Annotated in this window: 28 protein-coding genes and 1 pseudogene; 15 read left to right on the top strand and 14 right to left on the bottom strand. The window is 63.0% G+C overall.

Annotation, left to right across the window (positions count from 1 at the left end):
* Positions 1-76 precede the first annotated feature (76 nt).
* The 4 genes from ACWTU7_RS18935 (at position 77) to ACWTU7_RS18920 (ending at position 2645) form a co-directional block, all read left to right on the top strand.
* The gene (locus ACWTU7_RS18935; protein ID WP_455839602.1) at positions 77-1195 is read left to right on the top strand and encodes a KamA family radical SAM protein; all 1119 of its coding nucleotides are present in this window, start codon (positions 77-79) and stop codon (positions 1193-1195) included.
* 170 nt (positions 1196-1365) lie between these two features.
* Positions 1366-2037 carry a BA14K family protein gene (locus ACWTU7_RS18930; RefSeq protein WP_455839522.1) on the top strand — a complete coding sequence of 224 codons (672 nt, stop codon included), beginning with the start codon at positions 1366-1368 and terminating at the stop codon, positions 2035-2037.
* Positions 2038-2162: 125 nt separating this feature from the next.
* Complete coding sequence (locus ACWTU7_RS18925; protein ID WP_455839521.1) at positions 2163-2492, top strand: DUF2934 domain-containing protein; 330 nt, start codon at positions 2163-2165, stop codon at positions 2490-2492.
* Positions 2493-2495: 3 nt separating this feature from the next.
* Positions 2496-2645, top strand: coding sequence for a hypothetical protein (locus ACWTU7_RS18920; RefSeq protein ID WP_455839520.1), 150 nt, complete (start codon positions 2496-2498; stop codon positions 2643-2645).
* Between the two features lie 358 nt (positions 2646-3003).
* On the opposite strand, the gene ACWTU7_RS18915 is transcribed toward ACWTU7_RS18920, so the two are convergent.
* The 8 genes from ACWTU7_RS18915 to ACWTU7_RS18880 all read right to left on the bottom strand — a co-directional run bounded on the left by ACWTU7_RS18915 (position 3004) and on the right by ACWTU7_RS18880 (position 10117).
* A complete protein-coding gene (locus ACWTU7_RS18915; RefSeq protein WP_123147303.1) occupies positions 3004-3708 on the bottom strand; it encodes a GntR family transcriptional regulator in 705 nt (234 codons plus the stop codon).
* 102 nt (positions 3709-3810) lie between these two features.
* Positions 3811-4551: an aspartate/glutamate racemase family protein gene (locus ACWTU7_RS18910; RefSeq protein ID WP_455839519.1), complete on the bottom strand. Its 741-nt coding sequence runs from the start codon at positions 4549-4551 to the stop codon at positions 3811-3813.
* A gap of 8 nt (positions 4552-4559) precedes the next feature.
* A complete protein-coding gene (locus tag ACWTU7_RS18905) occupies positions 4560-5282 on the bottom strand; it encodes an ABC transporter ATP-binding protein (protein ID WP_023797265.1) in 723 nt (240 codons plus the stop codon).
* 2 nt (positions 5283-5284) lie between these two features.
* Positions 5285-6064, bottom strand: coding sequence for an ABC transporter ATP-binding protein (locus tag ACWTU7_RS18900; protein ID WP_091600118.1), 780 nt, complete (start codon positions 6062-6064; stop codon positions 5285-5287).
* Between the two features lie 4 nt (positions 6065-6068).
* Positions 6069-7043: a branched-chain amino acid ABC transporter permease gene (locus ACWTU7_RS18895; protein WP_455839518.1), complete on the bottom strand. Its 975-nt coding sequence runs from the start codon at positions 7041-7043 to the stop codon at positions 6069-6071.
* 5 nt (positions 7044-7048) lie between these two features.
* A complete protein-coding gene (locus tag ACWTU7_RS18890) occupies positions 7049-7915 on the bottom strand; it encodes a branched-chain amino acid ABC transporter permease (RefSeq protein ID WP_123145977.1) in 867 nt (288 codons plus the stop codon).
* A gap of 75 nt (positions 7916-7990) precedes the next feature.
* Positions 7991-9193 carry an ABC transporter substrate-binding protein gene (locus ACWTU7_RS18885; protein ID WP_455839517.1) on the bottom strand — a complete coding sequence of 401 codons (1203 nt, stop codon included), beginning with the start codon at positions 9191-9193 and terminating at the stop codon, positions 7991-7993.
* Between the two features lie 744 nt (positions 9194-9937).
* Positions 9938-10117, bottom strand: coding sequence for a hypothetical protein (locus ACWTU7_RS18880; RefSeq protein WP_455839516.1), 180 nt, complete (start codon positions 10115-10117; stop codon positions 9938-9940).
* Between ACWTU7_RS18880 and ACWTU7_RS18875 the strand changes: the two genes are divergently transcribed.
* Both ACWTU7_RS18875 and ACWTU7_RS18870 read left to right on the top strand, forming a co-directional pair.
* Positions 10116-10514, top strand: coding sequence for a hypothetical protein (locus tag ACWTU7_RS18875; protein ID WP_455839515.1), 399 nt, complete (start codon positions 10116-10118; stop codon positions 10512-10514). The genes ACWTU7_RS18880 and ACWTU7_RS18875 overlap by 2 nt on opposite strands.
* A gap of 3 nt (positions 10515-10517) precedes the next feature.
* Positions 10518-10778, top strand: coding sequence for a hypothetical protein (locus tag ACWTU7_RS18870; RefSeq protein WP_455839514.1), 261 nt, complete (start codon positions 10518-10520; stop codon positions 10776-10778).
* Here the strand turns inward: ACWTU7_RS18870 and ACWTU7_RS18865 are convergent.
* Complete coding sequence (locus tag ACWTU7_RS18865; protein WP_455839513.1) at positions 10775-11488, bottom strand: SOS response-associated peptidase; 714 nt, start codon at positions 11486-11488, stop codon at positions 10775-10777. The two genes, ACWTU7_RS18870 and ACWTU7_RS18865, sit on opposite strands and share 4 nt — an antisense overlap.
* 278 nt (positions 11489-11766) lie before the next feature.
* Here ACWTU7_RS18865 and ACWTU7_RS18860 point away from each other — a divergent pair, with 278 nt between their 5' ends.
* The 4 genes from ACWTU7_RS18860 to minE all read left to right on the top strand — a co-directional run bounded on the left by ACWTU7_RS18860 (position 11767) and on the right by minE (position 14322).
* Positions 11767-12210 carry a hypothetical protein gene (locus ACWTU7_RS18860; RefSeq protein WP_455839512.1) on the top strand — a complete coding sequence of 148 codons (444 nt, stop codon included), beginning with the start codon at positions 11767-11769 and terminating at the stop codon, positions 12208-12210.
* 169 nt (positions 12211-12379) lie between these two features.
* Complete coding sequence (gene minC, locus ACWTU7_RS18855; protein WP_455839511.1) at positions 12380-13135, top strand: septum site-determining protein MinC; 756 nt, start codon at positions 12380-12382, stop codon at positions 13133-13135.
* Positions 13136-13237: 102 nt separating this feature from the next.
* The gene (gene minD, locus ACWTU7_RS18850; RefSeq protein WP_029351318.1) at positions 13238-14053 is read left to right on the top strand and encodes a septum site-determining protein MinD; all 816 of its coding nucleotides are present in this window, start codon (positions 13238-13240) and stop codon (positions 14051-14053) included.
* Positions 14050-14322 carry a cell division topological specificity factor MinE gene (gene minE, locus ACWTU7_RS18845; RefSeq protein WP_029351320.1) on the top strand — a complete coding sequence of 91 codons (273 nt, stop codon included), beginning with the start codon at positions 14050-14052 and terminating at the stop codon, positions 14320-14322. Before minD ends, minE begins: the two co-directional genes overlap by 4 nt.
* A 165-nt stretch (positions 14323-14487) precedes the next feature.
* On the opposite strand, the pseudogene ACWTU7_RS18840 reads toward minE, so the two are convergent.
* The 4 genes and pseudogenes from ACWTU7_RS18840 to ACWTU7_RS18825 all read right to left on the bottom strand — a co-directional run.
* Positions 14488-14630: pseudogene (locus ACWTU7_RS18840) on the bottom strand (NAD-dependent formate dehydrogenase); the annotation flags it as partial.
* 263 nt (positions 14631-14893) lie between these two features.
* On the bottom strand, positions 14894-15493 hold the full coding sequence (locus tag ACWTU7_RS18835; RefSeq protein WP_455839601.1) for a YdeI/OmpD-associated family protein: 600 nt from the start codon (positions 15491-15493) through the stop codon (positions 14894-14896).
* 382 nt (positions 15494-15875) lie between these two features.
* Complete coding sequence (locus tag ACWTU7_RS18830; protein WP_455839510.1) at positions 15876-16073, bottom strand: tautomerase family protein; 198 nt, start codon at positions 16071-16073, stop codon at positions 15876-15878.
* Between the two features lie 35 nt (positions 16074-16108).
* Positions 16109-16849: an SDR family oxidoreductase gene (locus ACWTU7_RS18825; protein WP_455839509.1), complete on the bottom strand. Its 741-nt coding sequence runs from the start codon at positions 16847-16849 to the stop codon at positions 16109-16111.
* A 100-nt stretch (positions 16850-16949) separates the two neighbouring features.
* Here ACWTU7_RS18825 and ACWTU7_RS18820 point away from each other — a divergent pair, with 100 nt between their 5' ends.
* Complete coding sequence (locus ACWTU7_RS18820; RefSeq protein ID WP_455839600.1) at positions 16950-17855, top strand: LysR family transcriptional regulator; 906 nt, start codon at positions 16950-16952, stop codon at positions 17853-17855.
* Between the two features lie 182 nt (positions 17856-18037).
* Positions 18038-18649, top strand: coding sequence for a hypothetical protein (locus ACWTU7_RS18815; RefSeq protein ID WP_455846534.1), 612 nt, complete (start codon positions 18038-18040; stop codon positions 18647-18649).
* 45 nt (positions 18650-18694) lie between these two features.
* Here ACWTU7_RS18815 and ACWTU7_RS18810 read toward each other — a convergent pair whose 3' ends face one another.
* Positions 18695-19597, bottom strand: coding sequence for a S1C family serine protease (locus tag ACWTU7_RS18810; RefSeq protein WP_455839507.1), 903 nt, complete (start codon positions 19595-19597; stop codon positions 18695-18697).
* 283 nt (positions 19598-19880) lie between these two features.
* Here ACWTU7_RS18810 and yghU point away from each other — a divergent pair, with 283 nt between their 5' ends.
* The 3 genes from yghU to ACWTU7_RS18795 all read left to right on the top strand — a co-directional run bounded on the left by yghU (position 19881) and on the right by ACWTU7_RS18795 (position 25215).
* Positions 19881-20747: a glutathione-dependent disulfide-bond oxidoreductase gene (gene yghU / locus ACWTU7_RS18805; RefSeq protein WP_455839506.1), complete on the top strand. Its 867-nt coding sequence runs from the start codon at positions 19881-19883 to the stop codon at positions 20745-20747.
* Between the two features lie 1095 nt (positions 20748-21842).
* Positions 21843-22583: a sulfotransferase family protein gene (locus ACWTU7_RS18800; protein WP_455839505.1), complete on the top strand. Its 741-nt coding sequence runs from the start codon at positions 21843-21845 to the stop codon at positions 22581-22583.
* A gap of 535 nt (positions 22584-23118) precedes the next feature.
* Positions 23119-25215, top strand: coding sequence for an EAL domain-containing protein (locus ACWTU7_RS18795; RefSeq protein WP_455839504.1), 2097 nt, complete (start codon positions 23119-23121; stop codon positions 25213-25215).
* Positions 25216-25349: the final 134 nt, after the last annotated feature.

Raw genomic sequence — 25349 nt, 5'->3', positions numbered from 1 at the left:
TGGCTCCAATGCTGTATCCAGCCCCGAATTCAAGGAGCCTTCGATGACCTCACACCTCGACATCCCCGACGCCGGTATGGCTGCAGCGGGCATGGCCGCCGATGACGGGCGCGCCCACGATGATGACGCCTCGTGGCAGGACGATGTTCGCGCGGGCGTGCGGCATGTGCGCGATCTGGATTCCCTGCCGCTGTCGCCGGCCGAGCGCGAGGCGGCTCAAGCCGCGGCGACGCGCCACAAGGTTCGCATCCCAAAAGCTTATCTCGATCTGATCGACTGGAGCGACCCCGCCGACCCCATCCGGACGCAGGTCATCCCGTCGCCCGAAGAACTGGCCGAGCTGGAAGGCGAGCTCGATGATCCGATCGCCGACCATGCCTTCAGTCCGGTGCCGCGATTGACGCATCGTCATGCCGACCGGGTTTTGCTGTTCCCGACCTATCAATGCGCGGTCTATTGCCGGTTCTGCTTTCGCAAGGAGTCGCTGACTTCGATCGGCCGCGGTTTTTCGCGCGAGGCGCTGGAACCGGCCTTCGCCTATATCGAGGCCCATCCCGAAATCCGCGAAGTGATCCTGACCGGCGGCGATCCGCTGTCGCTGCCGGACAAGGCGCTGGCGGAAGTCCGCGCCCGCATCGAGGCGGTTCCGCATGTGCGGCTCCTGCGCATCCACACCCGCGTGCCGGTCGCTCTGCCCTCGCGCATCACCTCAGGGCTGGTTCGCTCCCTGCAGGGCCGGCTGATGGTCACGGTTGTCACCCATTTCAACCACGCGCGCGAAATCACTGATGCCGCTGAGCAGGCCTGTCGCGCGTTGCGGCAAGGCGGCTTCGTGCTGCTGAACCAGAGCGTTCTCCTGAAAGGCGTCAACGACACGGTCGAGGTGCTGGAGGAGCTGTGCCGCGAGCTGATGTACCGCCTCGGCGTAAAACCCTATTACCTGCACCACGGCGACCTCGCGCGCGGCATGGCGCACCGGCGCACCACCATCGCCGAGGGACAGGCGCTGGCCAGCGCGCTCCGCGGGCGCCTGTCGGGCATCTGCAACCCCGTCTATGTGCTGGACCTGCCGGACGGCGGCGGCAAAGTGCCACTCGGCGCATCCTATGTCGAGGCGCAGGACGGAGAGACCTGGCGGATTCGCGGGCAGGATGGCGAGCTGAGGACCTATACGGAGCTTGTCGGCGACCTTTGAGCCCTGGGTTCCTCGCCCCCAAAACGGGAGAGGTGGCTCGGCGAAGCCGAGACGGAGAGGGGCCTTTCGAGAAACGGAGACTTCCTTCAGCGCGCAAGCTTGTGCCACTCCTCGTTGGAACCGTATCCAATGCCTCGCATTTCTAGAGATGACGGGGCAAAGGAGCGCAGGTGAAAGTTTTATCCGCGGTACTTGGCGGCTTTGTGCTGACGCTGGCGGTTTTCGCCAGCGGATTGGCATTCGCCGTCTGGATTCTTTCCGCCGAGCCGGTGCGGCAGGCTGCTCCGACTTCCAGCGTTGCCGAACTGTGGCCGAGGGAGCCGCGGAAAGTGGACCCTGCTTCGCAGAAGCTTGAGCGCCTTCCTGCCCGCGAGGTCCCAGAGGTCGCAGTTGATCAGGTCCCCGTCGATCGCACATCGAAACCTGCCGATGCCGCATCTTCGGCGCCCGACCCCAACGCTACCGCCTCTATCAAGCCGGCAGCGGACGAGCAGCAGGCGGTGCCCGCCGCCCATGTGGAATGGTGCGCAAGCCGCTACCGTTCCTACAGGCCAAGCGACGACCACTACACATCCTACAGTGGAGAGCAGCGTCCCTGCATCTCGCCCTATCTCGATGCCAGCGCTGCCGAGCGCGTCGCACAGCCTGCCGACGATAGCGCCAGCTATGTCGAGGCGACCGACACGTGGTCAATGGATGGGAACGTTCCGGCGGATGAAACCGGCGGCGCCCAGCTTCCGCCCCACCACGTGGAATATTGCTTCAGCCGCTACCGCTCCTATCGGCCGGAAGACAACACCTACCAGCCCTATTCCGGCGGCCCGCGCCGGCAGTGCGAGTAGGCAGGGCGGAGGCGGGTGGCGGGTTGGCGGCCGCAGTGCATGGCGCCTTATGCGACCGATCACGCAGATTTCTTGGATCGTTCGGGTTGGCGCGGCATTCATCCGATACCCAAGGAGGAATCAAGATGGGCGACGACCGGGAAGACAGGATTCGCGAGCGCGCATACCAGATCTGGGAACGTGAAGGCCGCATCCCTGGCGATCCCGAGCGGCACTGGCACCGGGCCGAGGCCGAGATCGACAGGGAGGCAGCCCTGCCGCTGACGGCAGGCGATGCCCTGCCGGAAACCCGCGAGGTCGCGAGCTCCGACGTCTTGACGGTGGAGGCCCTGGCGGTGCGCACCGGCATATCGGGCGACCAGGCGCAGGAGCTGCTCGACAGGCTGGGAAACGACCAGGCGGCGATCGAGCAAGCCGCGCGCAACCTCAAGGGGAAGCGGCGGCTCGGGGAGTGACAGATGATCAGAAAACTCAAAGGCGGAAAATACCGCCTCTATTCGCGCAAGAAGGACGAAAAGACCGGCAAGCGCCGCAATCTCGGGACGTTTGACAGCCGCGAGGCAGCCGAGAAGCATGAGCGCGAGGTGCAGTATTTCAAGCGGCATTGAGGGGGCGTGCCGTCGCCTGCCAGGCAGATGCAGTCTGGAACTGGCCTCTCGCGAGGGCCATCGACCGATCGCATCAGGTCGTATCTAAGGGCCATAAGAAAAACCGGCAGTTTGCCCAATCCTTGCTGCGACTGCGCTGCGTCAAGCTCTGATCGGGCGCGTTGCCCGACCGTTGTGCGGGAGGGACTCTATGGCCCAGCAGGAGCAGGTGCAGCTGGAGGGCAGCGCCGCGGACTCAACGAGCGCTACTGTTATGACAGCAGGAACGAAGAAGCAGTGCTCATGGGCCGATGCATGCTATGCACGCCCAGCATGGTGCGGACATAGGCGAACTCCGGCGAAGATTTTGGCAGCGAGATCAGCGCAAGATGTCCGACAGGCTCTCGGGTTTCTTCTCGCCAAGCGACAGATCAAGGCCCGATAGAAGGTCGATGAGATGACTTCGCATCAGGTCGGACGCGTTTTTTGCGTCGTGCTTTTCGATGGCATCGACGAGGGCGTGATGGGCGTGGCTTTCGCAGGTGGTGTCGCGGCGGCGCCAGTAGAGCGCGATGATCAGCGACGACCGCGACAACAAGTCTTTGACGAAGCCGGTCAGGATCGAATGGCCGGCGATTTCGGCGATGCCGACATGGAATTTTGCCGACAGCATTATGGCGTCGCTGTCGCGGCCGGCATGCAGGGCCTCGTGCTCTTTTTCGAGATGAAGCCGCAGTTGCGCGATCTCGGCCGGCTTTGCCACTTCGGCGGCAAGCGCCGCGACCTTGGGCTCGATCAGCGCCCGCGCTTCGAACACCTCGCGCGCTTCCTGCTTGGTCGGCTGGGCGACGAACGCGCCGCGGTTCGGCTCGAGCCGAGCCAAGCGGTCATGCGACAGCGCCTGCAGCGCCGCGCGTATCACCGCGCGGCTCACCGAATAGATCGAGGCGAGTTCGTCCTCGGGCAGCTTTGTGCCCGGTGCGAGGCGGTGGCTGACGATGGCGTCGCGCAGGCCGGCATAGACCGGAAACCAGCGCATCGTCGGCTTGTCGCCATCCCGTGTCTTTGGTCCAAGCAGGTCCATCGTCTCATTGTCCCGGCGGCCGGATCGCATAGCGGCGCGAACACCGCGTTTCCGGCCGGACATCGAACATCCTGTGTGGGAATTTCAACAATTTTGCACGCATCAGGATACACGGCCGGAGGGCGAAAAGGGCGCAAAGATTCCGGCGAAGGATTTTTCGAGTGGAACCTGGTAGCCGCCGCGCTTCGAGGTCGACAGGCCAAGGCTGATGAGGCTCTCGCAGAGTTTAACCGCGCAGGCGACGCCGTCGAGCACAGGAAGGCCATGTTCGCGGCTGAGCGCGGCGGCGAGGTCGGCCATGCCGGCGCATCCCAGCACAATCGCTTCGGCCCGGTCGTCGCGGATGGCGCGCTCGATCTCCTCCGAAATTCGATGGCGGGCGTTGGAGCCGGGCACTTCGAGCTCCAGAACGGGAACGTCGCTTGCCCGCACCCTGGCGCAGCGGCTGGCGAGGCCGTAGCGCACCAGATTGTGCTCGATCGCCGGCACCGAACGCGACAGCGTCGTCACCACGCTGAACTTGCCGGCAATCAGGCTCGCCATGTGAAACGCCGCTTCGCCGATGCCGACCACCGGCATCTCGCCGACGCAGCGTACTGCGTCGAGGCCGGTGTCGTCGAAGCAGGCGATGACGCAGGCGCTCGCCGCCGGATGTCTCTGGATCTCGCCGATCATTCCCGGGATGGCGAAGACCTCGTCGAAATAGCCTTCGACGCTCGGCGGCCCGTCCTTCGGATTGACGGCGATGATCCTGGTGCCGGCCGAAGCCGCGCCGCGCGCCGCCTCGCCGATCTTTTCGGTCATGGACGCGGTGGTGTTGGGATTGACGACGAGTATGTCCATTTGCGCTTTCATATTTCGCCGCCGAGATAGAGTTTTTTGACCCGGTCGTCGCCAAGCAGCTCAGCCGAATGTCCGGCCAGCGCGATCTTTCCGGTCGTCAGTGCGTAGGCGCGCTGCGAGATGCGCAGCGCCATGCGCGAATTCTGCTCGACCAAGAGAACGCTGACCTTTTCGTCGCGATTGATCGCCACGATGGAGCGGGCGATGTCCTGGACGAGCTTCGGCGCGACGCCGAGCGAGGGTTCATCGAGCAGCAGAAGCTTCGGTTTGGCCATCAGCGCCCGCCCGATCACCAGCATCTGCTGTTCGCCGCCGCTCATCGTGCCCGCCGTCTGGGAATAGCGTTCCTTCAGGCGCGGAAAGCGCCCGAGCACCATGTCCAGCGTCCTGGCGATTTCGGCCTTGTCGGTGCGGGTGAAGGCGCCCATCATCAGATTGTCGCGCACCGTCATGTAGGAAAAGACGCGCCGACCCTCCGGCACCATGGCGATGCCCATCCTGACCAGCTCGTCCGGGCGCGTTCCGTCGATGCGGTGGCCCCGGAAATGAATCTCGCCGCTGCGGACTTTCTTCAGGCCGGTGATGGCGCGCAGGATCGAGGATTTGCCCGCGCCGTTCGCGCCGATGAGCGCGACGGTCTCGCCCTCGTTGACGTTGAGCGACACGCCCTTCAGTGCATAAACATGGTCGTAGTAGAGTTCGACGTCGGAGACTTTCAGCAGTTCGCTCATGGCTAAAATCCGATCGTCTCATCTTCGGCGCCGAGATAGGCCTCGATGACCTTTTCGTTCTCCTGGATTTCCTTCGGCGTTCCCTCGGCGATTTTCACACCGAAGTTCAGGACGACGATGCGATCGGAAATGTTCATGACGGCGGGCATATCGTGCTCGACCAGCAGGACAGTCACGCCGCGCTTCCGCACGCCGCGCACCATCTCCACCGCGCGCACGGTTTCGTCATGGTTCATGCCGGCGAAGGGCTCGTCGAGCAGAAGCACGGTCGGGTTGGTGGCGAGCCCGATGGCAATCCCGAGCGCGCGCAGATGGCCGTGCGGCAGCGTGCTGGCGATCTCATGCCGTTGCGCGCCGAGATCGAGGAAGTCGATGATCTCGTCGGCCGAGCGGCCGAATTCATCCTCGTCGCGCCGTGCGGTATTCGTGCCGAGATAGAAGCCGGCAAGGCTGGCATTGGAACGCAGGTGATGCGCGATGATGACATTGTCGCGCACCGTCATGCCCTTGAAGATCGTCGTCTCCTGGAATGTGCGCACCACGCCCTTCCGGGCGACGATATGCGGCGCCAGGCCTGAAATCCGCTCTCCCCGGAACAGCACTTCGCCCGAGGTCGGATTGAGGAAAGAGGAAATCAGCTTGAACAGCGTCGACTTGCCGGCGCCGTTGGGGCCGATGACGGAGAGGATTTCGCGTTCGCGGACCGCGAAGGAAACATTGTTGACCGCGACCAGCCCGCCGAAGCGTTTGGTCACGGCCTTGATCTGGAGAAGCTCAGTCATGGTCCTAGCCCTGCTTCTTGCCGAACAGCCTGAGGCTGAGCAGGCCGTTGGGAAGGAACAGCATCAGCGCGATCAGCACCGAAGAGAAGATCAGCAACTGGAACTCGCCGGTCTCGAACAGGAAATCCCAGCCGAAATAGAGCACGAAGGTGCCGATCATCGGCCCGAAGACATGGCTGAGCCCGCCGAGGAAGCAGTTCAGCATGAAGTTCACCGAGTCGGTGACGGTGAAGCTCGACGGATAGATCGACTGCGAGATGGCGACGAACATCGCACCGCCGAGACCGCCGAGGAATGAGGAGATGGCGTAGGCGATAACGCGCAGATAGGCGATGTTGACGCCGATCGAGGAGGCCAGTTCCTCGTTCTGCTGCAACGACTGGCAGAGTTTGCCGATGCGCGAATGGACTAGGCGGTAGAGCGCCGCAAAGCACAGCACCATCAGCACAACCGACACCAGATAGAAGGCGGGACGCGGATTGGCGAGCGTCGCGAAATCGGGAAGGATGGTCAGCCCGAAGATCGAGATGCCGCCGGGGAGCGGAATGCTGACCATGCCCTTGGCTCCGTTGGTGATCGGCAGCGCCAGCGCGAGCAGCCGCGCCACTTCGGTCAAAACCAGCGTGACCATGGCGAAATAGACGCCGCGAAGCCTGAGGATGGGCAGTCCGATCAGCACGCTTGCAGCGGCGCAGAATAGCCCAGCCAGCGGCAGTGTCAGCCAGAACGACACACCGTACTGGACGACAAGAATGGCCGAAACATAGCCGCCCATAAGCGCGAAGGCGCCCTGGCCGATATTGATGCGGCCGATGTAGAAAGTCACCCACACCCCGGCGCTGGCGATGCTGAGCAGCGCGACCGAGGTCAGCGTGTAGTAGAGGTCGAGCCGACCGGTCGCCTCGATCAGCCAGGGCACGCCGATGAGTACGACCAGCAGGAAGACAGCGACGGCGAGGATGTTGCGTGTACGCTTCATGTCCATCACCCCCACGGCTTGCCCATGAGCCCGTTCGGGCGGATGCTCAGGAACACCATCAGCGCGGCGAAGATGACGAGATAAGTGACGTCGCCATATTGGCGTAGCACCGTCAGGCCGACCGATTCCATCATGCCGAGGATGAAGCCGCCGGCGATCGCTCCGCTGACCACGCCGGCCCCGCCGATCATCACCATCAAGAACGCCTTGATCGAGATCGGCCCGCCGATGCCCGAATTGACGCCGGTGATGGCGACCAGCAGCCCGCCGACTATGCCGGCAAGCATGGCGCCAAGCGCAAAGCCGATCATCGAATAGCGGTCGACCTCGACGCCCATAAGCTGCGCCGCGACCCGGTCCTGCGCCAGCGCCCGCATGGCGCGTCCCGGCTTGCTGTACTGCATGAAAAGCACGAAGGATGCGATGAACAGTATGGCGAGAGCGCCGACCAGCAGCCGGTCGTAAGGCATTATGAGGCTGTCGGAGACGAAGACGCCGTTGACGATCTTCGGCACGCCGCGCTGCTTTTCACCGAACAGGAGGAGGATCACAGCGTCGAGGAAGAATGCGACCGCCGCCGCGAGAAGCATCGTACTTTCCTCCCGCACGCTTCGCTTAATCACCGTTCTGAAAAGGAATTTCTCGACCAGCGCTCCAATGACCAGCAGCGTGATCCCGGACGCGACGAGCGCGACGACGAAAGGCATGCCGAGCTGGCCATAGACGGTGTAGGTGACGAAGCCGCCGAGAACGTACATCTGCCCATGGGCAAAGTTAAGCACGTTCATCAGCGCGAAGATCAGGGTCAGACCGAGCGCGATCAAGGCGTATTGCGCGCCAAGATAGAGCCCGTTGGCGATGACTTGTTCCATCAGGATGGTTCCGGCGTTCAGAGGCTGAAGACGAATGCTCGAGCCTCCGCGGCAATCCGCTTCGGTGCAGTTGCGTCAATCGACTTCAGCGACGAAGAGCGTCTCGAATTTGCCGTCGCGGTATTCCGTGACCACCATCGGGACCGAAAGCTGGCGCTTCTGGCCGAACGACGTCATTCCGACATAGGTCAGCTTGGCATCGCCCTTCAGGTAGGGATTGGGCGCTGAGAAAGTGTCGATCGTCTTCTTGAACTCCTCGACATTGTCGATCGCGGCCGGGTTCGCCTTCAGCGTCTCGATGATGTATTCGAGCGCGTAGACCTTGGTGTTGGACTCGTCATTGTATTCGCCGAACATTTTCGTATAGCGGTCGACAAATTCCTTCATCGTGTCGGACGCGATGTCGGGCGTCGATGCGCCGCCGACCGAGATGAAGCCGTTGGCCAACTCGCCCGCGCCCTCTTCCAGCACCTTGGCATCCTGCGCCGTTTCGGTGGAGATCAGGCCTTCGTAGCCGAGCTCGCGCGCGGCGCGGATCAGCAGCGGCGCATTGCCGGGCGCGACACCCGAAAGCACCAGCAGGTCCGGTTTTTGCAAAACGATCGGCGTCAGTACCGGCGTGAAATCGCGGGTATCGTTTTGGTAGACATCCGTGGCAGCCACAACCTCGAGCCCGAGCGCCTTTGCCGCGGCAACACCGCCATCCCGCTGACTCAGCGGATCGGATTCGTTGGCGGCGACAAAGGCAACTTTTTTCACGCCCCTGTTTTCCATGAGATATTTGTAGATCGCCGGAGCCGACTGGTAGTTGGCGATCATGCCGAGCACGGCGTTGGACGCCGGCGGGGTGTAGAGTTCCTTCGGGAATGCGTAGGGAAAATAGATGATGCCCTTGGATTCTGCCACGGGACGCACCGCCGCCGCGCCGTCGTCGACATTCGGACCGACGACATAGTGGATGCCCTCCTGGGCCATCTTCTCCATGCCGGCGATCGCCCGCTTCGGATCCTTCTGGTCGTCGAAGGTGACGATTTTGATGTCATAGGTCTCGTCACCAATCTTCACACCGCCGGTTTCGTTGATCCAGGTGGCGCGTGTCTGCATCGAGCGGACGTTGGATGTGCCCCACGCAGCGGCCGCGCCACTCGTCACGCCGACAAAGCCGATCTTGAGTTCCTTGTTGGCGGCGTGCACCGTGATTGTGCCGCCGGCCATGATTGCCAGCGCGGAGACGGCGCCGAGCCCGGCGAATGTGATTATTGAACGTCTGTTGATCATTGTTCTTTCCCCTTTGGAGGCCGCGCATTGTTGCGACAGAACTCGACCGATACGCGGACTTTTGTGAGTGAAGGCTCAAATCAATCACCTGTCAACAAAACTTTTAAAGATTGTTGACAATCTTGTGAGCGGTCGTAGATAAGGACGTAGGATCGATCGCGGTTCGGTGCTTCGAGAGCTTCGTGGTGTCGGAATTCCTGAAGCTCGCATCGTGGTCAGAGCGACGGGTGTCTTTCTCACACTACCGGACCAAGGATCAGGACGAGGTCGGACGTCGATCGAGGATCGACGCGGTCGGGTCATCGGTATCGAGGTGAAGGCATTCGCAACGGTGCGTCCGCATGACTTTGGGGATTGCGCCAGTTGCAGGAAGGAGTCCGCGATCGTTTTGTGCGCGGGCTGGTGCTGCACGATCATCACCGTGTGACGCCGTTCGGCGAAAAATTGCAAGCCGCACCGCTGTCGGTTCTGTGGTCGATGTAAGTCGCATAAAATGCGGACTGGAAACGCATGCCGGTTCGGTTGATCAAGCGGCAGAGTTCTATATGCGGCTGCGAACTTCGGGGGCGCTACATGACTGTGCTGCCGTTGATCAACATTCCCATTCGTCCCACACAAAAGGTCGCGAATGGGGTCGGATTGCCGACTTCGCGGCTTCTCCCGGCGTGGTCCGGTTGTGGCGCGCTAAGCCGACATTCGAACGGCTCGATTGAGCACGCGTCCTGCTACGTCATCTCTGAGCGGTTAGCGCGTCGCCCGGCGTGATGACGACAGGGCATCAAGCCGTTCCTGCAAGTGTCCATTCAGCACGATCATTTCCTTCAGCGCCTTCACCGCATCGCCCTTGTGCCGGGCGATGAACTTGTCGGCGATGGCCTGAAGCGCGGCCTCCTGGCGGCTGTCCAGCGTCACGATGTGGTCCATGGCGGTGCCCCCAAAAGTTTCTGTTCAAATTGAACAAAACGGGAACAAAAGTGTCAAGCGTGAATTGACTCCGCGAGGAATGCCTTCCTATTTGTCAGCAGGTGGGGCGGTTGCTCACAAGCTGGGGAGTGCCGCGATGGGAAGACGAAAAAGCCGGTTTGACCGGCTGTCGACGAGGAATGCGGAGGCGATCATCAGGGACGCTCTGAGCCTGCGCAGGACGGTGCTTTCGTCGCAACTGCATCTGAAGGCGCATGGCGAGCTGTATTGGCAGCTTAGTGGGCTTGTCGACAAATTGCATGAGGTGATGGCCAGCCTAGCGAACAAGGAGCCCGATTTCCGGATGCCGGATCTTGGCCTGCTTCCGCTTCCCGAGGACTATTTGGCCCGGAAATGACCGATGGCCGGGCCGATGGACAGCGTTGGACGTGCCGCAAAGGCCAACATGCTGCTCATCGTGGAGTGCGGCCACTGCTACCATGTGGGACGCTTCAGGGCGAACGATGTCGCGCAGGTGGTGGGCTGGAACAAGCCGCTGGAAACCATCCGGTTCAGGTGCAAACGGTGCAGCCGGAAGGACACCACCGTGCGCACCCAGTTCATCGACCAGGACCACCCGCCGAAGGGCTACATCTGGGTGCTGCAGAAGTTCAAGCTTTAGAACAGCGAACCCTGTACGGGCGCCTGTGACGCCTGCGGCGGAAACTTTATCTGCGTCGCCGGCTTGTCGACGATCACCAGCGCGTCGTCGGGTGCCGTGCGCTGCAGGTGCCTGGCCTCCGACCACGGCGCTGTCAGCCAGGTCTCGGTTTCCTCCTGGGCGGTCAGGATGACAGGCATGGCCTTCTCGTGAATTGGCGCGATCAGGGCGTTTGGCTTGGTGGTCAGAAAACCATAAAGCTCGAAGTCGCCGGGGCCGTCCTTGACCTTGCGCACGCCTTGCCAGCGCGTCCACAGGCCGGCGAAGAAGAACAGCGGCCGCTCCTCGTTCAGCGCGAACCAGTAGTTCCTTTGGATACCGGTATCCGGGTCCTTGTCGCCCGGCGCCGGGCTCGGTTCGGCGAAGCTGGTGAGCGGCACCACGCAGCGGTTCTCGACGCCGAGATATTGCTGCCAGTGGCCGTATTGCGGGTTGCGGATGTTGGTGGTGCCGTAGTCGGCCTTGCCCTTCACCCGCTCAATCGGCGTCGGCATGCCCCACAGCAGGTTGGCCAGTTCGCGCGTCCCGTCCGGCGCGTTGCGCACCACCGGGCCGGGCTGGTTGGGGTAGATGTCGATGGAGGGCTCGAGATTGCCGAGGATGTCGCGCAGGGCGCGGGTCCACTGGCGGATCGCCTCCTGGCTGGTGGTGATGTTGTAGAGGTTGCACATGACGAGCCCTCAGGGATGTTCAGGCATCTTGTGGGAAAGGGCAGGGAAATTCCAGCGCCGTCCGCTCGGCTGCTGACACGCTACCCCAGCCACCACCACAGCGCCGCGATCACCGCCGCCACCCGGGCGATCGACCGCGCCAGAAGGAAACTACCGTGCGCAGCGGCGAACCGCGGGCTCCGCTTACGCAACGGACGCCGATTGTGCGCGTTCTACCCATTAGGAGGAGCATCGGGATGTGACGCCTGGTCTCATGCGCTTACAATCGGAGGCAAACCATGATGTCTAAGTTCAAAGAAGCCCTTGAGCGCGGGAAGGAAGCCCGTGAGCAAGAGCGGAAGGTCCGCAATAAGAAGGCCGAGGCAGGTGTGGTGGACTTCGGCGCGCAAGCCAGGGCCTGGCTAAACCACGTCGTGGTTGCGTCGTTGGAGGCGGCCAAGGCTGAAGTGGCGGGCGAGGTGACTGTCGAGATGGACACCGCGCCACGCCGCCAAGCCAAAGCGTCAACACCATCTATCCGGTTCAAAGTCTACAGCAAGCAGGGCGTGGAGAAGGAGGAAGTCGGAAGGACGTTCACGGTCAACGTTCAGCTGAGTGGGCAAGTGTCGGTCTCTTCGCCCGGGATGGTGGCAAGAGAAGTGGGAAACATAGGGGATAGGACTGACGAGCGGTTCTCTACCTTGCTAGCGGAACTTATCGAGGACGCAGCAAAGGGCACTTAGCCGGCAAGGTGTCGAGAAGGGCAAGCAATTTCCAGCGCTGCCCGCTCGGCTGCTGACACGGCCGGGCCAGTCAGTAAATGGCTTTCCTAATGTCGCGAATACCCCCTCCGTTAACCTTTCGTTAACCATGGCTGGCTAGCGTTTACCTATCAGTAAGGAATCGCTGTCCGTGACCTTCGCCGCCCCCGTCGAGACCAAATCCATTCGTTTTCGCGCCCGCTCGTTCGTCGCCTTCACGCTGACGCCGGAGGCCCCGCTTTCTGAGTGGCTGGAGAGCCTCGATCGCTGGATCGGCAATTCACCAGGCTATTTCGCCGGCCGGCCGGTGGTGCTCAACCTCAACACGCTGAAGCCTGAGGTCGGCCAGATCGAAGCGCTGGTTGCTGAGCTTGGCCTGCGCGGCATCCGCATCTACGCCATCGAGCTCGACGGCAGCACGGCGCTCGAGGCCAATCTGCCGCCCGTGCTGATCGGTGCGAAAGAGGCCACCGCCGGGCTGCTGATGCAGGCCGACAGCAAGGGCAGGCCTGAAGAGGCGGGCAAGCCGGAAGGCAAGGCGGAACAGGGCAAGCCAGAAGACAGGCAGCCGGAAGCGCCGGCCACGCTGATGGTCAAGACGCCGATCCGCTCGGGACAGTCGGTCTTCCACGCGCATGGCGATGTCATCGTGCTGGGCTCCGTCGCCTCCGGTTCCGAGATCGTCGCCGCCGGCTCCATCCATGTCTACGGCACGCTGCGCGGGCGGGCGTCTGCCGGTGTGCTCGGCCATTCGGCGGCGCGCATCTTCTGCCGCAAAAACGAGGCCGAGCTGCTGTCGGTCGACGGCTGGTATTGCACCGCCGAGGAGATGGAGCCGTCCTTGCGTGGAAAAGCCGTCCAGGCGTTTCTCGAAAAAGATACGCTGCGCATCGCGGCGTTCAGCTAAGCATGCCTGCCAAAGGTGCGCAATGTGCATATGAAACAAAGACTTAAGCGGATCGCCTAAATCAGACGCTTAACAATACCAACAACAATAATGGAGGCATATATGGGCAAGGTAGTGGTGGTCACCTCGGGCAAGGGGGGCGTCGGCAAGACGACTTCGACTGCCGCCCTTGGTGCCGCGGTCGCGAGGACCGGCAAGAAGGTGGCCCTGGTCGATTTCGACGTCGGCTTAAGGAATCTCGATCTGATCATGGGCGCCGAGCGGCGGGTGGTGTTCGACCTGGTCAACGTCATCCAGGGAACGGCCAAGCTCTCGCAGGCGCTGATCCGCGACAAGCGGGTCGAGACGCTGTTCCTGCTGCCGGCCTCGCAGACGCGCGACAAGGATGCGCTGACCGAGGAGGGCGTCGGCGAGGTGATAGAAAAGCTAAGCTCGGTGTTCGACTACGTCTTCTGCGACAGTCCGGCCGGCATCGAGCGCGGCGCGCAGCTTGCCATGCGCTTTGCCGACGAGGCGGTCATCGTCACCAACCCGGAAGTCAGCTCGGTGCGCGATTCCGATCGCATCATCGGCCTGCTCGACGCCAGGACCGTCAAGGCCGAGCGGGGCGAACAGATCGCCAAGCACGTGCTGGTGACGCGTTATGATGCGGCCCGCGCGGCTCGCGGCGAAATGCTCTCGATCGACGACGTTCTGGAGATCCTGTCGACGCCGCTCCTGGGCATCATTCCCGAAAGCCAGGACGTGCTCAAGGCCTCCAACCTCGGTTCGCCGGTGACGCTCAGCGATCCGACGAATTCCGCCGCCCGCGCCTATATCGAGGCGGCCAAACGGCTCGAGGGCGAGGAACTGCCGGTCGTCGTGCCGTTCGAGCGCAAGGGCTTTCTCGATCGGCTTTTTGGAAGGAGGGCAGCATGAACCTGTTAGACCTCTTCAAGCGGCGCGGCAGCGCGCCGGTGGCGCGCGAGCGGCTGCAGGTGCTGCTCGCCTATGAGCGCCGCAACCGCAGCCAGCCCGATCTCGTCTCGGTGCTGCGCGAGGAGATCATGGCCGTCATCGCCAGGCATGTGCAGATCGACCAGGATTACCTGCAGGTCTCGATGGATCGCGGCGAGACCATGTCGACGCTGGAGATCGACATCCAGATCCCCAACAAGAGCGCAAGGCCATTGGCCATGTCGGCCTGAGCGGCAGTGTTGCGGCCAGAGAAGCGCCGGAAAACTCCGGCGCCGCGCGGCGCTCCGCGAGCTGTCGCTTTCGACCTGCGCAGACCTGATCCCACCTGGCTCAGGCCTGTTGGCTCACGCCTTGGCCTTGAAGCGCGCCGCCTCCTCCGAACCGCTTGTGGCGTCGCCTGCGCTATAGGAATGCGCGCCGGCGTGGGGAAGTGTCTGGCCGCCGGGATAGCGGTCGAGCTTCGGTAGCCCGTCCCGAGCATAGTTTGACGGGTAACCGTCGACCGATCGTCATAGAGGACGCAAACGACCTTTGCCATTTTTGATCTCCCTTCGTCTGTCAACGAGGAAGACGCTCGGTTGTTAAGGCTGCCCGCCAAAACGAACGGGCGGCCACTCTGGTTTGTCAGAGGCCAGCAACTCCTGGCGCTTCCTGGGAAAGTTGCGCGCTATTGCGAATTAGATGGAGGAGCCGGACGTGGCTTCAAGGCCAGCGGCAGGCAACGGTGCCGCGTTGCTCTTCGGACCTTGGGCGTAACGAACGACGGGCTGCCACTGCCGCGATGGCGCCAGCCACAAAACGTCACTTCTTCCCTTGCGGGTAGATCGTCTCGCCGCGTTTCAGCATCTCGACGAAGGCGGCGATCTTCTTTTTGCGCCCGGCCTCGGTCTTCATGTTGTGGATGCGGAAGGCGAGCGCGAACCGGTTCTGTGCGCTGAGCGTTGCCAGCATCGCCTTCGCCTTGGGCTCGGCATCGATGGCCGCCTGCAAGTCCCCGGGGATTTTCATGTCCTTGCCGCTTCCGTAAGCGCGCGCCCAGCGGCCGTCGGCCTTCGCTGCCTCGACCTGTTTCAGCCCGTGCTCGGTCATCCGGCCTTCCTCGATCAGCCGGGCGACGTTGTCGACGTTGATCCGGCTCCAGATGCTCTTCCTGCCGCGCGGCGTGTAGCGCTGCAAATAGCTCTTGTCGTCGAGCCCCTTGCGCACGGCGTCGATCCAACCCCAGCACAGCACGACGTCGATGGCCTCCTTGGGCGTGATCGAAGGCAGCCCCGAATCGACCTTGTGTATCTTGATCCAGACTTCTGTCTCGGTGTCGTGGTGCTTGCCGAGCCAGGTGTAGAAGCTTTCGGCATCGCTGAATTCGCGCACTTTTTCAAGGTCGACCTTGACCGGCGCCATCAGCGGGTCCGCCTGTTTGCGGTCATCATCGGCTTCCTCCTCGCTGCCCCGCCTCATCTGATGAAGCAGCAACGGAGCCACCGTTGCAAGGCTGGCCGGACCGTCAAGCTGCCAATCTCACCCTCGTGGGGCCTCGTGGGGGAGATGTCCGGCAGGACTGAGGGGCGTGAAGGTCGCAGAATCATTCCAGCTAGGTTCCTCGCCCCCACGAAAGTGGGGGAGAGGTGGCTCGGCGAAGCCGAGACGGAGAGGGGGACTGCGCCCTACGAAAGCCCCTCTCCCCCGCTTCGCGGGGGCGAGGAGCCCCAGGTCTTGAGGCCTGCGGGACAGCGCCCCCTCTGCCCTGCCGGGCATCTCCCCCACAAGGGGGGAGATCGGCAGCTCAATCCCTAGGAATCGTGAACACCTCGTCGGCGCGGCCGTAGCCGCCATCGGCGACCTCCTCGATCAGCACCATTGTGTAGGGCCGCACCTCCCCGCCGAACAGCTCGACGAACAAAGCGGTGGTCTTATGGACGAGGTCTTCCTTCTGCCGGGCGGACAGAGCGCGCTCAGGCACCTTGAAATTTGCAAACGGCATGATGTCGGTTCCTCAGTAGCGATTTGAAGGGAAAGTCAGACTGTGCCGCCATTGGCGCGCAGCACCTGGCCGTTGACCCAGCCGCCATCCGGCCCGGCGAGGAACGACACGACGCCGGCGATGTCGGCGGGCTGGCCAAGCCGGCCGAGCGGGATCATTTTCGTGATCGTCTCGACCAGCGCCTCGGACTTCCCGTTGAGAAACAGCTCGGTCGCCACCGGCCCCGGCGCCACGACATTGACGGTGATGCCGCGCGGTCCGAGCTCCTTGGCCAACACATGCGTCATCGCCTCGACGCCAGCCTTGCTCGCGGCGTAGACGCTGTAGGTCGGCTGGTAGAGCCCGACGACGCTGGACGAGAAGCTGATGATACGGCCGCCGTCGCGCAACCGCCTGGCACCTTCGCGCATGCCGTGAAACACGCCGCCGAGGTTCACCGCGATCTGCCGGTCGAAATCCGCGACGTCCATTTCAGCGAGCGGCGCAAGCTTCATGATCCCGGCATTGTTGACGAGCACGTCCAGCCCGCCCAAGGCCTGCTCGGCAGCGTCGAACAAACGCGCCACGCCCGTGGGCTCGCCGACATCTGCCTGGACGGCGATTGCCTCGCCCCTCTCTGCCTCGATCTCGCGCACCACCTGTTCGGCGGCTTCAGCGCCCCTGGCGTAGTTGACGACGATCGAAAAGCCGTCGCGCGCCAGTCTTCTGGCGATTTCAGCGCCAATTCCCTTCGAGGCGCCGGTCACCAGCGCCACCTTTCCATTCTGCATAGCCATGTCAGTTCTCCAATTCTTGTGGACTGAAGGTAGGTGATAAACTCGCCGGGATAATCGCTCCGGACTTGCCAACACCATTCGGATATGGCGAACAATGGCGATGGACAGTCTCGACCGAATGCGCCTCCTTGCCCGAGTGATCGAACGCGGCAGCTTCACCGCGGCCGCCGCCGATCTCTCGATGTCGCGATCGACCGCCACCGAGGCGATCAAGGAGCTAGAGGCGCGGTTAGGCGCCAGGCTGCTCGAACGCACAACGCGCCATGTCACCCCGACGCTAGACGGCCAGGCCTATTACCAGCGCTGCCTTGCCATACTGGCCGATGTGGAGGATGCCGAGGCCGGCTTCCAGGCGGCGCAGCCGCAAGGGCAGCTGCGGATCGACGTGCACGGCTTCATGGCCCGCCATTTCATCCTGCCGCGACTCGCCGAGTTCCTCGACCGCTATCCCAGGATCGATCTGCATATCGGCGACGGCGACCGGCTGGTCGACCTGGTACGCGAAGGCGTCGACTGCGTGCTGCGTTCCGGCGAACAGGCCGACAGCGGCATGATCGTGCGAAGGGTGGCGACGCTGCGCGAGGTGACCTGCGCCAGCCCCGCGTACTTGGAGAGGCACGGCGTGCCGGCAACGCCCGACGATCTCGGTGGCCATGCGATGGTCGGCTTCCGCTCGTCGCGGACCGGCGAGGTGATGCCGCTCGAATTCACGGTTGGAGGCGAGCTGCGCACCATCACGTTGCCGAGCCGGGTGACGGTCAACGGCTCCGACACGATGGCGGAACTCGCCCGTCTCGGCTTCGGCCTCGTGCAAGCGCCGCACTACCGCTTCGCCGGCGATTTCGAGTGCGGCACGCTGGTCGAGGTGCTGCCGGACTATCCGCCGGCGCCGACGCCGCTGTCGGCGCTGTATCCGCAAAACCGCCAGCTCGCGCCGCGCGTGCGGGTGTTCATCGATTGGGTGATCGGCATTTTTGGCGAGGATGGGACATCGGCCCGGGCGTGATCGTGCCGGGCCGCCGGCTACTTTGCGCAGGTTGCGCTCCTTCGCGCCGCCTCTGTCCTGGCGGACAGAGGCGGGCGCTGTCCCGCGGCGCCCATGGCGGTTCTTCTCGTCGTACTGTAGGTATCTCCGCGGCAGAACCGGCCTGGTGGACACGGCGGGCTTCAACTGGGGGATATGGTGCCATGCGATCGACGCTGTTCGGTCTGATCCTGTTGCTACCGACCGTGGCCCTGGCGGAACCGATAGAAACCCAGAAGATCATCACCGCGCTGACCGGCGACTGGAATGGCGACGGCGCCGTCGACCTGGCGATGATCGTCGAGACCCAGCCAAGCGAACCGATGGACATGCATTTCTTTCTCAGGGATCGCGAACACAACTTTTTGCGTCCTGCCGGCATCGTGCGTGACCAGATTCTCGGCGAGTGGAACGGTTACGACCGCTCCGGCTACGAGGCCTCCGACACCGAGCCGGAGCTGACCGCACTGCCCAACGGCTCGATCAAACTGTATCTGCCGGCGATGCCGGTCGGCAGCAAACGGACCAACCAGACGCTGACGCTCGCTTACCGCGACGGCGCCTTTATCGTCGCCGGCTTTGCCTATGATTATCATGACTATCTCGAAGACAATGTCGCAAGCGACTGCGACTACAATGTTTTGTCCGGCAAGGGCAAAAGCAGCAAGATGCAGCCCGATGGCACCACAAAGCAGAAGACTGTGGCGGTGGGAGGCAAGGTCATTGCCTTTTCTGAGTGGAACCCTGGAACAGGCTTCAGCGCCTGCGGCGAGTGAGGGCAGCGTCCCCGCATCACGAAGATCTGACCGGTACGGACTGCTTCACTGCAGCTGCGGTTTCTTGAGAAAGCTGTTGCGGTCGGCCGACTTGACGCGCAGCCAGGTTTCGCGGCCGTCGCGCACCACCCGCAATGGGATCTCGGCGCCCGCCGGGTTCTGCCACAGCTTGCGGTAGAAATCGGCGAGCCCGTCGACTTCGCCGTCGCGGACGTCCGAGATGATGTCGCCCTGGCGCAAGCCGGCTTCGGCGGCGGGGCTGCCTTCGGCGACGCTCATCACCACGACCTCGCCATTGCTTTCGGCGGAGAAGGCGCCGAGCCATGGGCGCGGTGGCTTGGCAACCTGGCCGCGTGTCAGGAGATCGTCGAGAATGGGCGGCAGAAGGTCGATCGGCACCACCATGTTGATGTCGGCGATCTCGCCGGCGCGGCTCATCTGCAGGCGCAGCGAACCGATGCCAAGCAGCCTGCCGTCCTGCCCGATGAGTGCCGCACCTCCCCATGACGGATGGGCCGGCGCGGTGAAGATCGCCTCGTCCAGGAGATACTCCCAATAGCCGGCGAATTCCTGTTTGGTGACGATGTGCGCCCTGATCGCCTGGCCGATGCCGTCGGCGAGCACCACGGGGTCGCCGGCCATCGCCCTGGCCGCGTCGCCGAAAGCCACGGCGGGCAGGCCGAGCGGGGCCAGCGCCTGCACCAGGCCGAAGCCCGATTCCTGGTCATAGGCAAGCGCGTGGGCAGGAACCACGCGCCCGTTATGGTCGGTCAGCCAGACTTCTTCCGCCTCGGTGATGAGATAGCCGATGGTGAGCACCAGCCCGTTATCGCGAATGACCACGCCGCTGCCTTCCCGGCTCGTGCCCAGCGCGTTGGCGGTGAAGGCGTCGTCGGGGATCGAGGCGCGCACCGCCACGATGGACCGCAAAATCGTATCGATGGTCATGCTCTCAATCCCGGCAAGCGATGCGTGGGCCGGCAAGGCCCGATATCCCTATAGGTATGGCGCACGTGACGAGGCGCAAGGGCATCGATTAGCCCTTCCCCCTTGGGGCCTATTGGGGAGAAGGGGCGCGCGGCATCGGCAATAGTTCAACATAAGTTGAACTTCCTGGCGACCGCACTACCTGTACCTATGTGTAGACGAACCTGCCTCACCCTCCCGCTCTAATCGCGCAAGCTGATCCTCCCCGAGACGCTCCCCGCTCACAACACCAAGGCCTCCCAAGATGAACCAATATACACCGCCGAAAGTATGGACCTGGAACAAGGAAAATGGCGGCGCCTTCGCCAGCATCAACCGGCCGATCGCGGGCCCGACGCATGACAAGGAGCTGCCGGTCGGCAAGCATCCGCTGCAGCTTTATTCGCAGGCGACACCGAACGGCGTCAAGGTGACGATCATGCTGGAGGAGCTCTTGCCGCTCGGCCACAAAGGTGCCGAATATGACGCCTGGCTGATCAGGATCAACGACGGCGACCAGTTCGGCAGCGGCTTCGTCGAGGTCAACCCCAACTCCAAGATCCCGGCGCTGATGGATCGCAGCGGGCCAAAGCCGATCCGCGTCTTCGAATCCGGCTCGATCCTGGTGCATCTGGCCGAAAAATTCGGCGAATTCCTGCCGACCGAGCAGCCGGCGCGCGCAGAAACCCTGTCGTGGCTGTTCTGGCAGATGGGCTCGGCGCCCTATCTCGGCGGCGGCTTCGGCCATTTCTATGCTTATGCGCCGGAAAAGATCGAATATGCCATCGACCGCTTCGCCATGGAGACCAAGCGCCAGATGGACGTGCTCGACCGGCGGCTGGCGGTGAGCGAGTATCTCGGCGGCGATGCCTACACGATTGCCGACATGGCCGTGTGGCCCTGGTATGGCGGGCTGGCCAAGGGCCGCATGTACAACGACGCCGGCGATTTCCTGGCAGTGGACGAGTACAAGAACGTGCAGCGCTGGGCCGAAGCAATCGACGCACGGCCGGCGGTGCAGCGCGGCCGCATGGTCAACCGCTCCTTCGGCGAGCCGGCGATGCAGCTGCACGAGCGCCACGACGCCAGCGATTTCGACACCAAGACGCAGGACAAGCTGGCGGCCGAATGAGCGGCTTTGGCCAGACGCGTGGGGCCGGAGACGTCCGGCGCCGCGCCTCTCGACCACATGGATCCTAGGATCTCCGTGACGTCGCTTCGCTCCTGCTTCGCCCTAGGATGACGAAGGCATCACTGCTTAAGGCCAATCGCGGACGGTGAAGATTGGCAGTTGCGTCGCCGCGTGCGGGTGGCGGTTGATGGCAAATCGCAAACTTCGAGATTGGCTGAACAACACTCCCCCGTTCGTCATCCTAGGGCGAAGCGGGAGCGCAGACTAGGGATCCATACCGTTACGATGACCGAGAAGGGCAGCGATCGCCCTCAAGCCTCTCCTATTGCACAAGCCACAGGCAGGCTTCCGTGCTGCCAACACCAGACATACGTATCCGGAAATATATACTGGTTCACTAAAGTAACGGAACGTCCAATGCACATTCCCAGAACCGAACAAGTCCGCTTTCAAAAGGCTTAGACCATCTTATCTATTTCGGTCACATCATGATCTAAGCACATCGATATTCTGCCGGCGCGTAACCTGAATCTCGACACGCGCCAACACCGCATACCGTCGTCGGTCCAGCACTCGCGGTGGCGGATCACCTATGTGTCTTTCGCCCGGCTCTGTAGATCAGTTGGACGACGAACAAAAAATATCCAACCTGCGAAACGATCAAGGTAAGGACCGTCCAGCCCAGCGCCTTCCAGATTGAACCCGTTGCCAAAAAAGTCGAGAGCGCCACGACGAATGACGCGGTGGTCATCCCCACCAGGAACTGTGGAAAATTCATCGCTCTTCAAAGCCGTCCCGGAGCTTCTAACAACCGCGACGGCCACCCTTGCCCATTTACCCCGGACCAACGTTTTCACCCTTTCAATGGTTGCGCAAGTGGCAAATGGATCAGAGGTTTGCACATGCTTAATGCATCCTCTGGTTGAGATACATCCTGGCGTCGTGCTGTTCCATTCAAGAAGAGCAGACCTATTGCGGAAGGCACGATGGAAAGTTGTTGCGCGCCGGGTGCGCTGGGCGCAACGTGGGCCCCGCGGACTGCCACAAAACAAGAATATCAGTCCAGGGGAGAATGGGGCCAAGGGGGAGGATTACATGACGCTCAAGGTAATCGGCGCGGGATTTGGACGCACGGGCACATGGTCGACCTTTGCCGCGCTGAACAGGCTCGGCTTTCCCTGCTATCACATGCAGGAAGTGATCCTCAACAAGGCCAACAAGGGCCATCTCGACTTCTGGCGCAAGGTGGCGAACAGCAAGCCCGGCACACCGCACGACTGGGACCGGGTGTTTGCCAACTACACGGCGACGGTCGACAATCCCGGCTGCTGCGTATGGCGGGAATTGCTGGCCGAATACCCTGACGCCAAGCTGCTGCTGACGCTTCACCCGCGCGGCGCCGCAGGCTGGTACGACAGCACGATCGATACGATCTACTTCACCGAGAACCTCTGGCAGTTCAAGATCCTGGAGTGGCTGACGCCGTTCGGCCGAAAATTCGGCGACATGTCGCGCAAGCTGATCTGGGGCCGTGTACTGGCCGGCGTGATGGACGACCGCGAGCGGGCGATCGCGCGCTACAACGCCTACACCGAGGAGGTGAAGGCAGCCGTGCCGCCGGAAAAGCTTCTGGTGTTCACGGTAACCGAAGGCTGGGGGCCGCTGTGCCGCTTTCTCGGCGTGGCGGAACCGCAGGAGCCGTTCCCGAACCTCAATGACCGCGAAAGCGTCAAGAAGGTGATCCGCGACGTCATCAAGGGATCGTACATCATGCTCGGGCTGTCGATCGCCGGGGTGGTGGCGGTGCTGGGCGGGCTTTGGTGGTGGCTGGGATAGCGGCCAGGAGATAACGCCGGGCAATCGCTTCAGACAAAATTGCTCCAACCGGGTGTTGGGTTGACCACTGTCGATAACGGCGCCGCCCCTCATTGCCCTGCCGGGCATTTCTCCCCGTATAGTGGCGGGGAGAAAGACACCTTCGCCACGGATTTCGCCAGTCTCCAGCGTTGCAGAAAGCGTGCCGAGGTTGCGGCCAGCCCCTTCTCCTCGTCACTCTATGGGGAGAAGATGCCGGCAGGCAGATGAGGGGCAGCACAAAGCTGAAGCGATTGCCCTGAGGTAAAATCCACCAGCGCTGGACAGCCGCTGCTCAACTCATGGAACCAGTTGCAGGTGATCGCATAGGCGCTAGGTCGGATGACTTCCGCATCCTCGTTGTCGCGACCGGCCGGGGTCAACGTGCCTGTCATCGGAGAAGCAACCGCCCCGCCGTGCCTCCTGTGGTCCCTTCGCCGGCTCCTTGCGCAGTAACGGTTTCTTCGTTGCTTTTGTCGCACAATGGCCGCGACGGGGCAGGCGAAGTGCAAGGGGCATGGCTGACAAGAAGGATCGCAACGGAGAGTTCTGGGAGCTGGCGCTCGAACGCGCGCATCTTGGCGTCTGGGACTGGGATCTCAGGACCGGCGACTGTTTCTACTCGGCAATGTGGTCGCAGATGCTCGGCTATGGCGAGGGCGAGCTTGCCGAGACAAGCGACCTTTGGCTGCAACTGACGCATCCCGACGATCGCGAGCAGGCGGTGGCCAGCGGCGAACGCCACATTGCCGGGCTGACCGATTCCATCGAGACCGAGCTCAGGCTGAAACACAAATCCGGTCACTGGGTATGGGTTCTCGATCGCGGCGGAGTGGTGGAGCGCGACGCGGAAGGCCGGCCGCTCCGGCTGATGGGCGTCCAGACCGACATCACCAAGCAGAAGCAAGCGGAAGCACAGCTTGAGCAGGTCAACGTCCGCTTTCGCCTGGCGTTAGCAGCCAGCGGCACCGGCATCTGGCATCACGATCTCGCCGCACGCAAAAGCTACTGGGACCAGCGCACGCGGGAAATCTTCGGGCTTGTCGCCGAAACCGACGAGGTGTCGCAAGACCTCTGGCACAGCTATCTGCATCCGGATGACAGGGCCGACGCCGAGCGGGCCCACTTGGCGCCGCTGCAAACCCAAAAGGTCGTCGCCGTGCAATACCGCATCATCAGGCGGGACGGCGAAATCAGACATGTCGAATCGCTGATACGGCTCATCGCCGACGCCCAGTCGTCGGGCCAGATCCTGGGCACGGTGCGCGACATCACCGAGGCGAAGCAACGCGAGCAGGAACTTGCCCATGCGGCCCACCATGACGCGCTGACCGGCCTTCTGAACCGCGCTGCATTCGACCGGCTGCTGGCCGAGCATATCGCAACGGCGCGCCCGCTCGCGATCTTCTACGTCGATCTCGACTACTTCAAGGCTCTGAACGACTTCGCCGGCCACGCCGCCGGCGACCTTGCACTGAAGAGCGTCGCCAAGCGCATTCAGGGCTGTCTGCCGCCGTCGGTGCATGCCGCCCGCCTCGGCGGCGACGAGTTCGCGCTGCTGGTGCCTGATTGCGACGCAGCGCAAGCCGAGCGTCTCGCCGGCGCCGTTCTCGCGGCGGTTTGCGATGCCGACCTCGGCTCGACGGCGGCGTCGCGCAAGCTGGCGGCCAGCATCGGCATCGCCTTTGTCGCCGATGAGAATACCGCGGTGGCCGACGCGCTCGCCTGCGCCGACGACGCCTGCTATGCGGCCAAGGCCGCCGGGCGCAATCGCTTCGCGGTGTTCTCTCCTGAGACAACATCCGGTTCCAGCGGTCTCAATGCGGCGCGGCTGGCGGCCGACACCGTCGATGCCATGGAAGACGGAAGGCTGAAACTGTTCGGCCAGGAAATCCATCGGCTCGGAACACCTTTGCAAGAGAGCCGCCATGTCGAGGTCCTGGCGCGGCTCGCCGGGCGCAACGGGCGGCTGATCCCGCCGGGCGAGTTCATCCCGGCGGCGGAGCGGTTCGGCATAGCCTCGCGGCTCGATCGCTGGATCATCAGGACGGCGCTCTCGCTTCATGGTCCGGCGCTGAAGTCAGGGGCGCTCACGCTCGGCTTCAACCTGTCGGCGCAGACCCTGAGCGATCCGCAGCTTTGGGATTTCGTCGACGCCGTCATCGATGAGACCGGGGCGCCGCATTCCGGCATCGGCTTCGAGATCACCGAAACCGCCGCAGTCACCAATTTCACTGCTGCCGAACAGTTCGTCCGCAAGGCGCGCGAGCGACGCTGCCGCGTCAGCCTCGACGATTTCGGGGCGGGCATGAGTTCGTTCGAATATCTCCGGCGCTTTCCCGTCGACGCCATCAAGATCGACGGCTCCTTCATCGAGCATATTGCGGAGAGCCGCTTCGACCGCGAGATCGTCTCGGCCATATCCGGCATCGCCAGAAGCCTCGGCTGCTCCGTGGTGGCGGAGAAGATCGAAGAGCAGGCTTCGCTCGACATCCTCAGGGGTATGGGCGTTGCCTTCGGCCAGGGATTTCTGCTGCACCGGCCGGAGCCGCTGCAAGCGATCGTGGCCCGGGCGAGCGCGCAAGCGGCTTTGCCAGCTGGACGGCGAGCATAGCATCCGCTGGCCGGGTGCGAGGCTGCAGGACGGCCAGCGATCCGTCACGCGCGAGATCGGATTCGCGTCGGTCGAAGGTGAGAAAGCCAAAAGCCGCGAGAACGTCCAGAATAGTTCCAGCGTCGACACTGCGA

It is taken from the genome of Mesorhizobium sp. BHscii (assembly GCF_053848065.1).
This window is presented reverse-complemented; position numbering and strand designations above follow the sequence as displayed.

Excerpts from the sequence above, each read along its gene's own strand:
- ACWTU7_RS18935 (WP_455839602.1), top strand. The coding sequence starts at position 77 with ATGGCTGCAGCGGGCATGGCCGCCGATGACGGGCGCGCCCACGATGAT.
- ACWTU7_RS18925 (WP_455839521.1), top strand. The coding sequence starts at position 2,163 with ATGGGCGACGACCGGGAAGACAGGATTCGCGAGCGCGCATACCAGATC.
- ACWTU7_RS18920 (WP_455839520.1), top strand. The coding sequence starts at position 2,496 with ATGATCAGAAAACTCAAAGGCGGAAAATACCGCCTCTATTCGCGCAAG.
- ACWTU7_RS18915 (WP_123147303.1), bottom strand. The coding sequence starts at position 3,708 with ATGGACCTGCTTGGACCAAAGACACGGGATGGCGACAAGCCGACGATG.
- ACWTU7_RS18910 (WP_455839519.1), bottom strand. The coding sequence starts at position 4,551 with ATGGACATACTCGTCGTCAATCCCAACACCACCGCGTCCATGACCGAA.
- ACWTU7_RS18905 (WP_023797265.1), bottom strand. The coding sequence starts at position 5,282 with ATGAGCGAACTGCTGAAAGTCTCCGACGTCGAACTCTACTACGACCAT.
- ACWTU7_RS18900 (WP_091600118.1), bottom strand. The coding sequence starts at position 6,064 with ATGACTGAGCTTCTCCAGATCAAGGCCGTGACCAAACGCTTCGGCGGG.
- ACWTU7_RS18895 (WP_455839518.1), bottom strand. The coding sequence starts at position 7,043 with ATGAAGCGTACACGCAACATCCTCGCCGTCGCTGTCTTCCTGCTGGTC.
- ACWTU7_RS18890 (WP_123145977.1), bottom strand. The coding sequence starts at position 7,915 with ATGGAACAAGTCATCGCCAACGGGCTCTATCTTGGCGCGCAATACGCC.
- ACWTU7_RS18885 (WP_455839517.1), bottom strand. The coding sequence starts at position 9,193 with ATGATCAACAGACGTTCAATAATCACATTCGCCGGGCTCGGCGCCGTC.
- ACWTU7_RS18875 (WP_455839515.1), top strand. The coding sequence starts at position 10,116 with ATGGCGGTGCCCCCAAAAGTTTCTGTTCAAATTGAACAAAACGGGAAC.
- ACWTU7_RS18880 (WP_455839516.1), bottom strand. The coding sequence starts at position 10,117 with ATGGACCACATCGTGACGCTGGACAGCCGCCAGGAGGCCGCGCTTCAG.
- ACWTU7_RS18870 (WP_455839514.1), top strand. The coding sequence starts at position 10,518 with ATGGCCGGGCCGATGGACAGCGTTGGACGTGCCGCAAAGGCCAACATG.
- ACWTU7_RS18865 (WP_455839513.1), bottom strand. The coding sequence starts at position 11,488 with ATGTGCAACCTCTACAACATCACCACCAGCCAGGAGGCGATCCGCCAG.
- ACWTU7_RS18860 (WP_455839512.1), top strand. The coding sequence starts at position 11,767 with ATGATGTCTAAGTTCAAAGAAGCCCTTGAGCGCGGGAAGGAAGCCCGT.
- minD (WP_029351318.1), top strand. The coding sequence starts at position 13,238 with ATGGGCAAGGTAGTGGTGGTCACCTCGGGCAAGGGGGGCGTCGGCAAG.
- minE (WP_029351320.1), top strand. The coding sequence starts at position 14,050 with ATGAACCTGTTAGACCTCTTCAAGCGGCGCGGCAGCGCGCCGGTGGCG.
- ACWTU7_RS18835 (WP_455839601.1), bottom strand. The coding sequence starts at position 15,493 with ATGGCGCCGGTCAAGGTCGACCTTGAAAAAGTGCGCGAATTCAGCGAT.
- ACWTU7_RS18830 (WP_455839510.1), bottom strand. The coding sequence starts at position 16,073 with ATGCCGTTTGCAAATTTCAAGGTGCCTGAGCGCGCTCTGTCCGCCCGG.
- ACWTU7_RS18825 (WP_455839509.1), bottom strand. The coding sequence starts at position 16,849 with ATGGCTATGCAGAATGGAAAGGTGGCGCTGGTGACCGGCGCCTCGAAG.
- ACWTU7_RS18820 (WP_455839600.1), top strand. The coding sequence starts at position 16,950 with ATGGACAGTCTCGACCGAATGCGCCTCCTTGCCCGAGTGATCGAACGC.
- ACWTU7_RS18815 (WP_455846534.1), top strand. The coding sequence starts at position 18,038 with ATGCGATCGACGCTGTTCGGTCTGATCCTGTTGCTACCGACCGTGGCC.
- ACWTU7_RS18810 (WP_455839507.1), bottom strand. The coding sequence starts at position 19,597 with ATGACCATCGATACGATTTTGCGGTCCATCGTGGCGGTGCGCGCCTCG.
- yghU (WP_455839506.1), top strand. The coding sequence starts at position 19,881 with ATGAACCAATATACACCGCCGAAAGTATGGACCTGGAACAAGGAAAAT.
- ACWTU7_RS18800 (WP_455839505.1), top strand. The coding sequence starts at position 21,843 with ATGACGCTCAAGGTAATCGGCGCGGGATTTGGACGCACGGGCACATGG.
- ACWTU7_RS18795 (WP_455839504.1), top strand. The coding sequence starts at position 23,119 with ATGGCTGACAAGAAGGATCGCAACGGAGAGTTCTGGGAGCTGGCGCTC.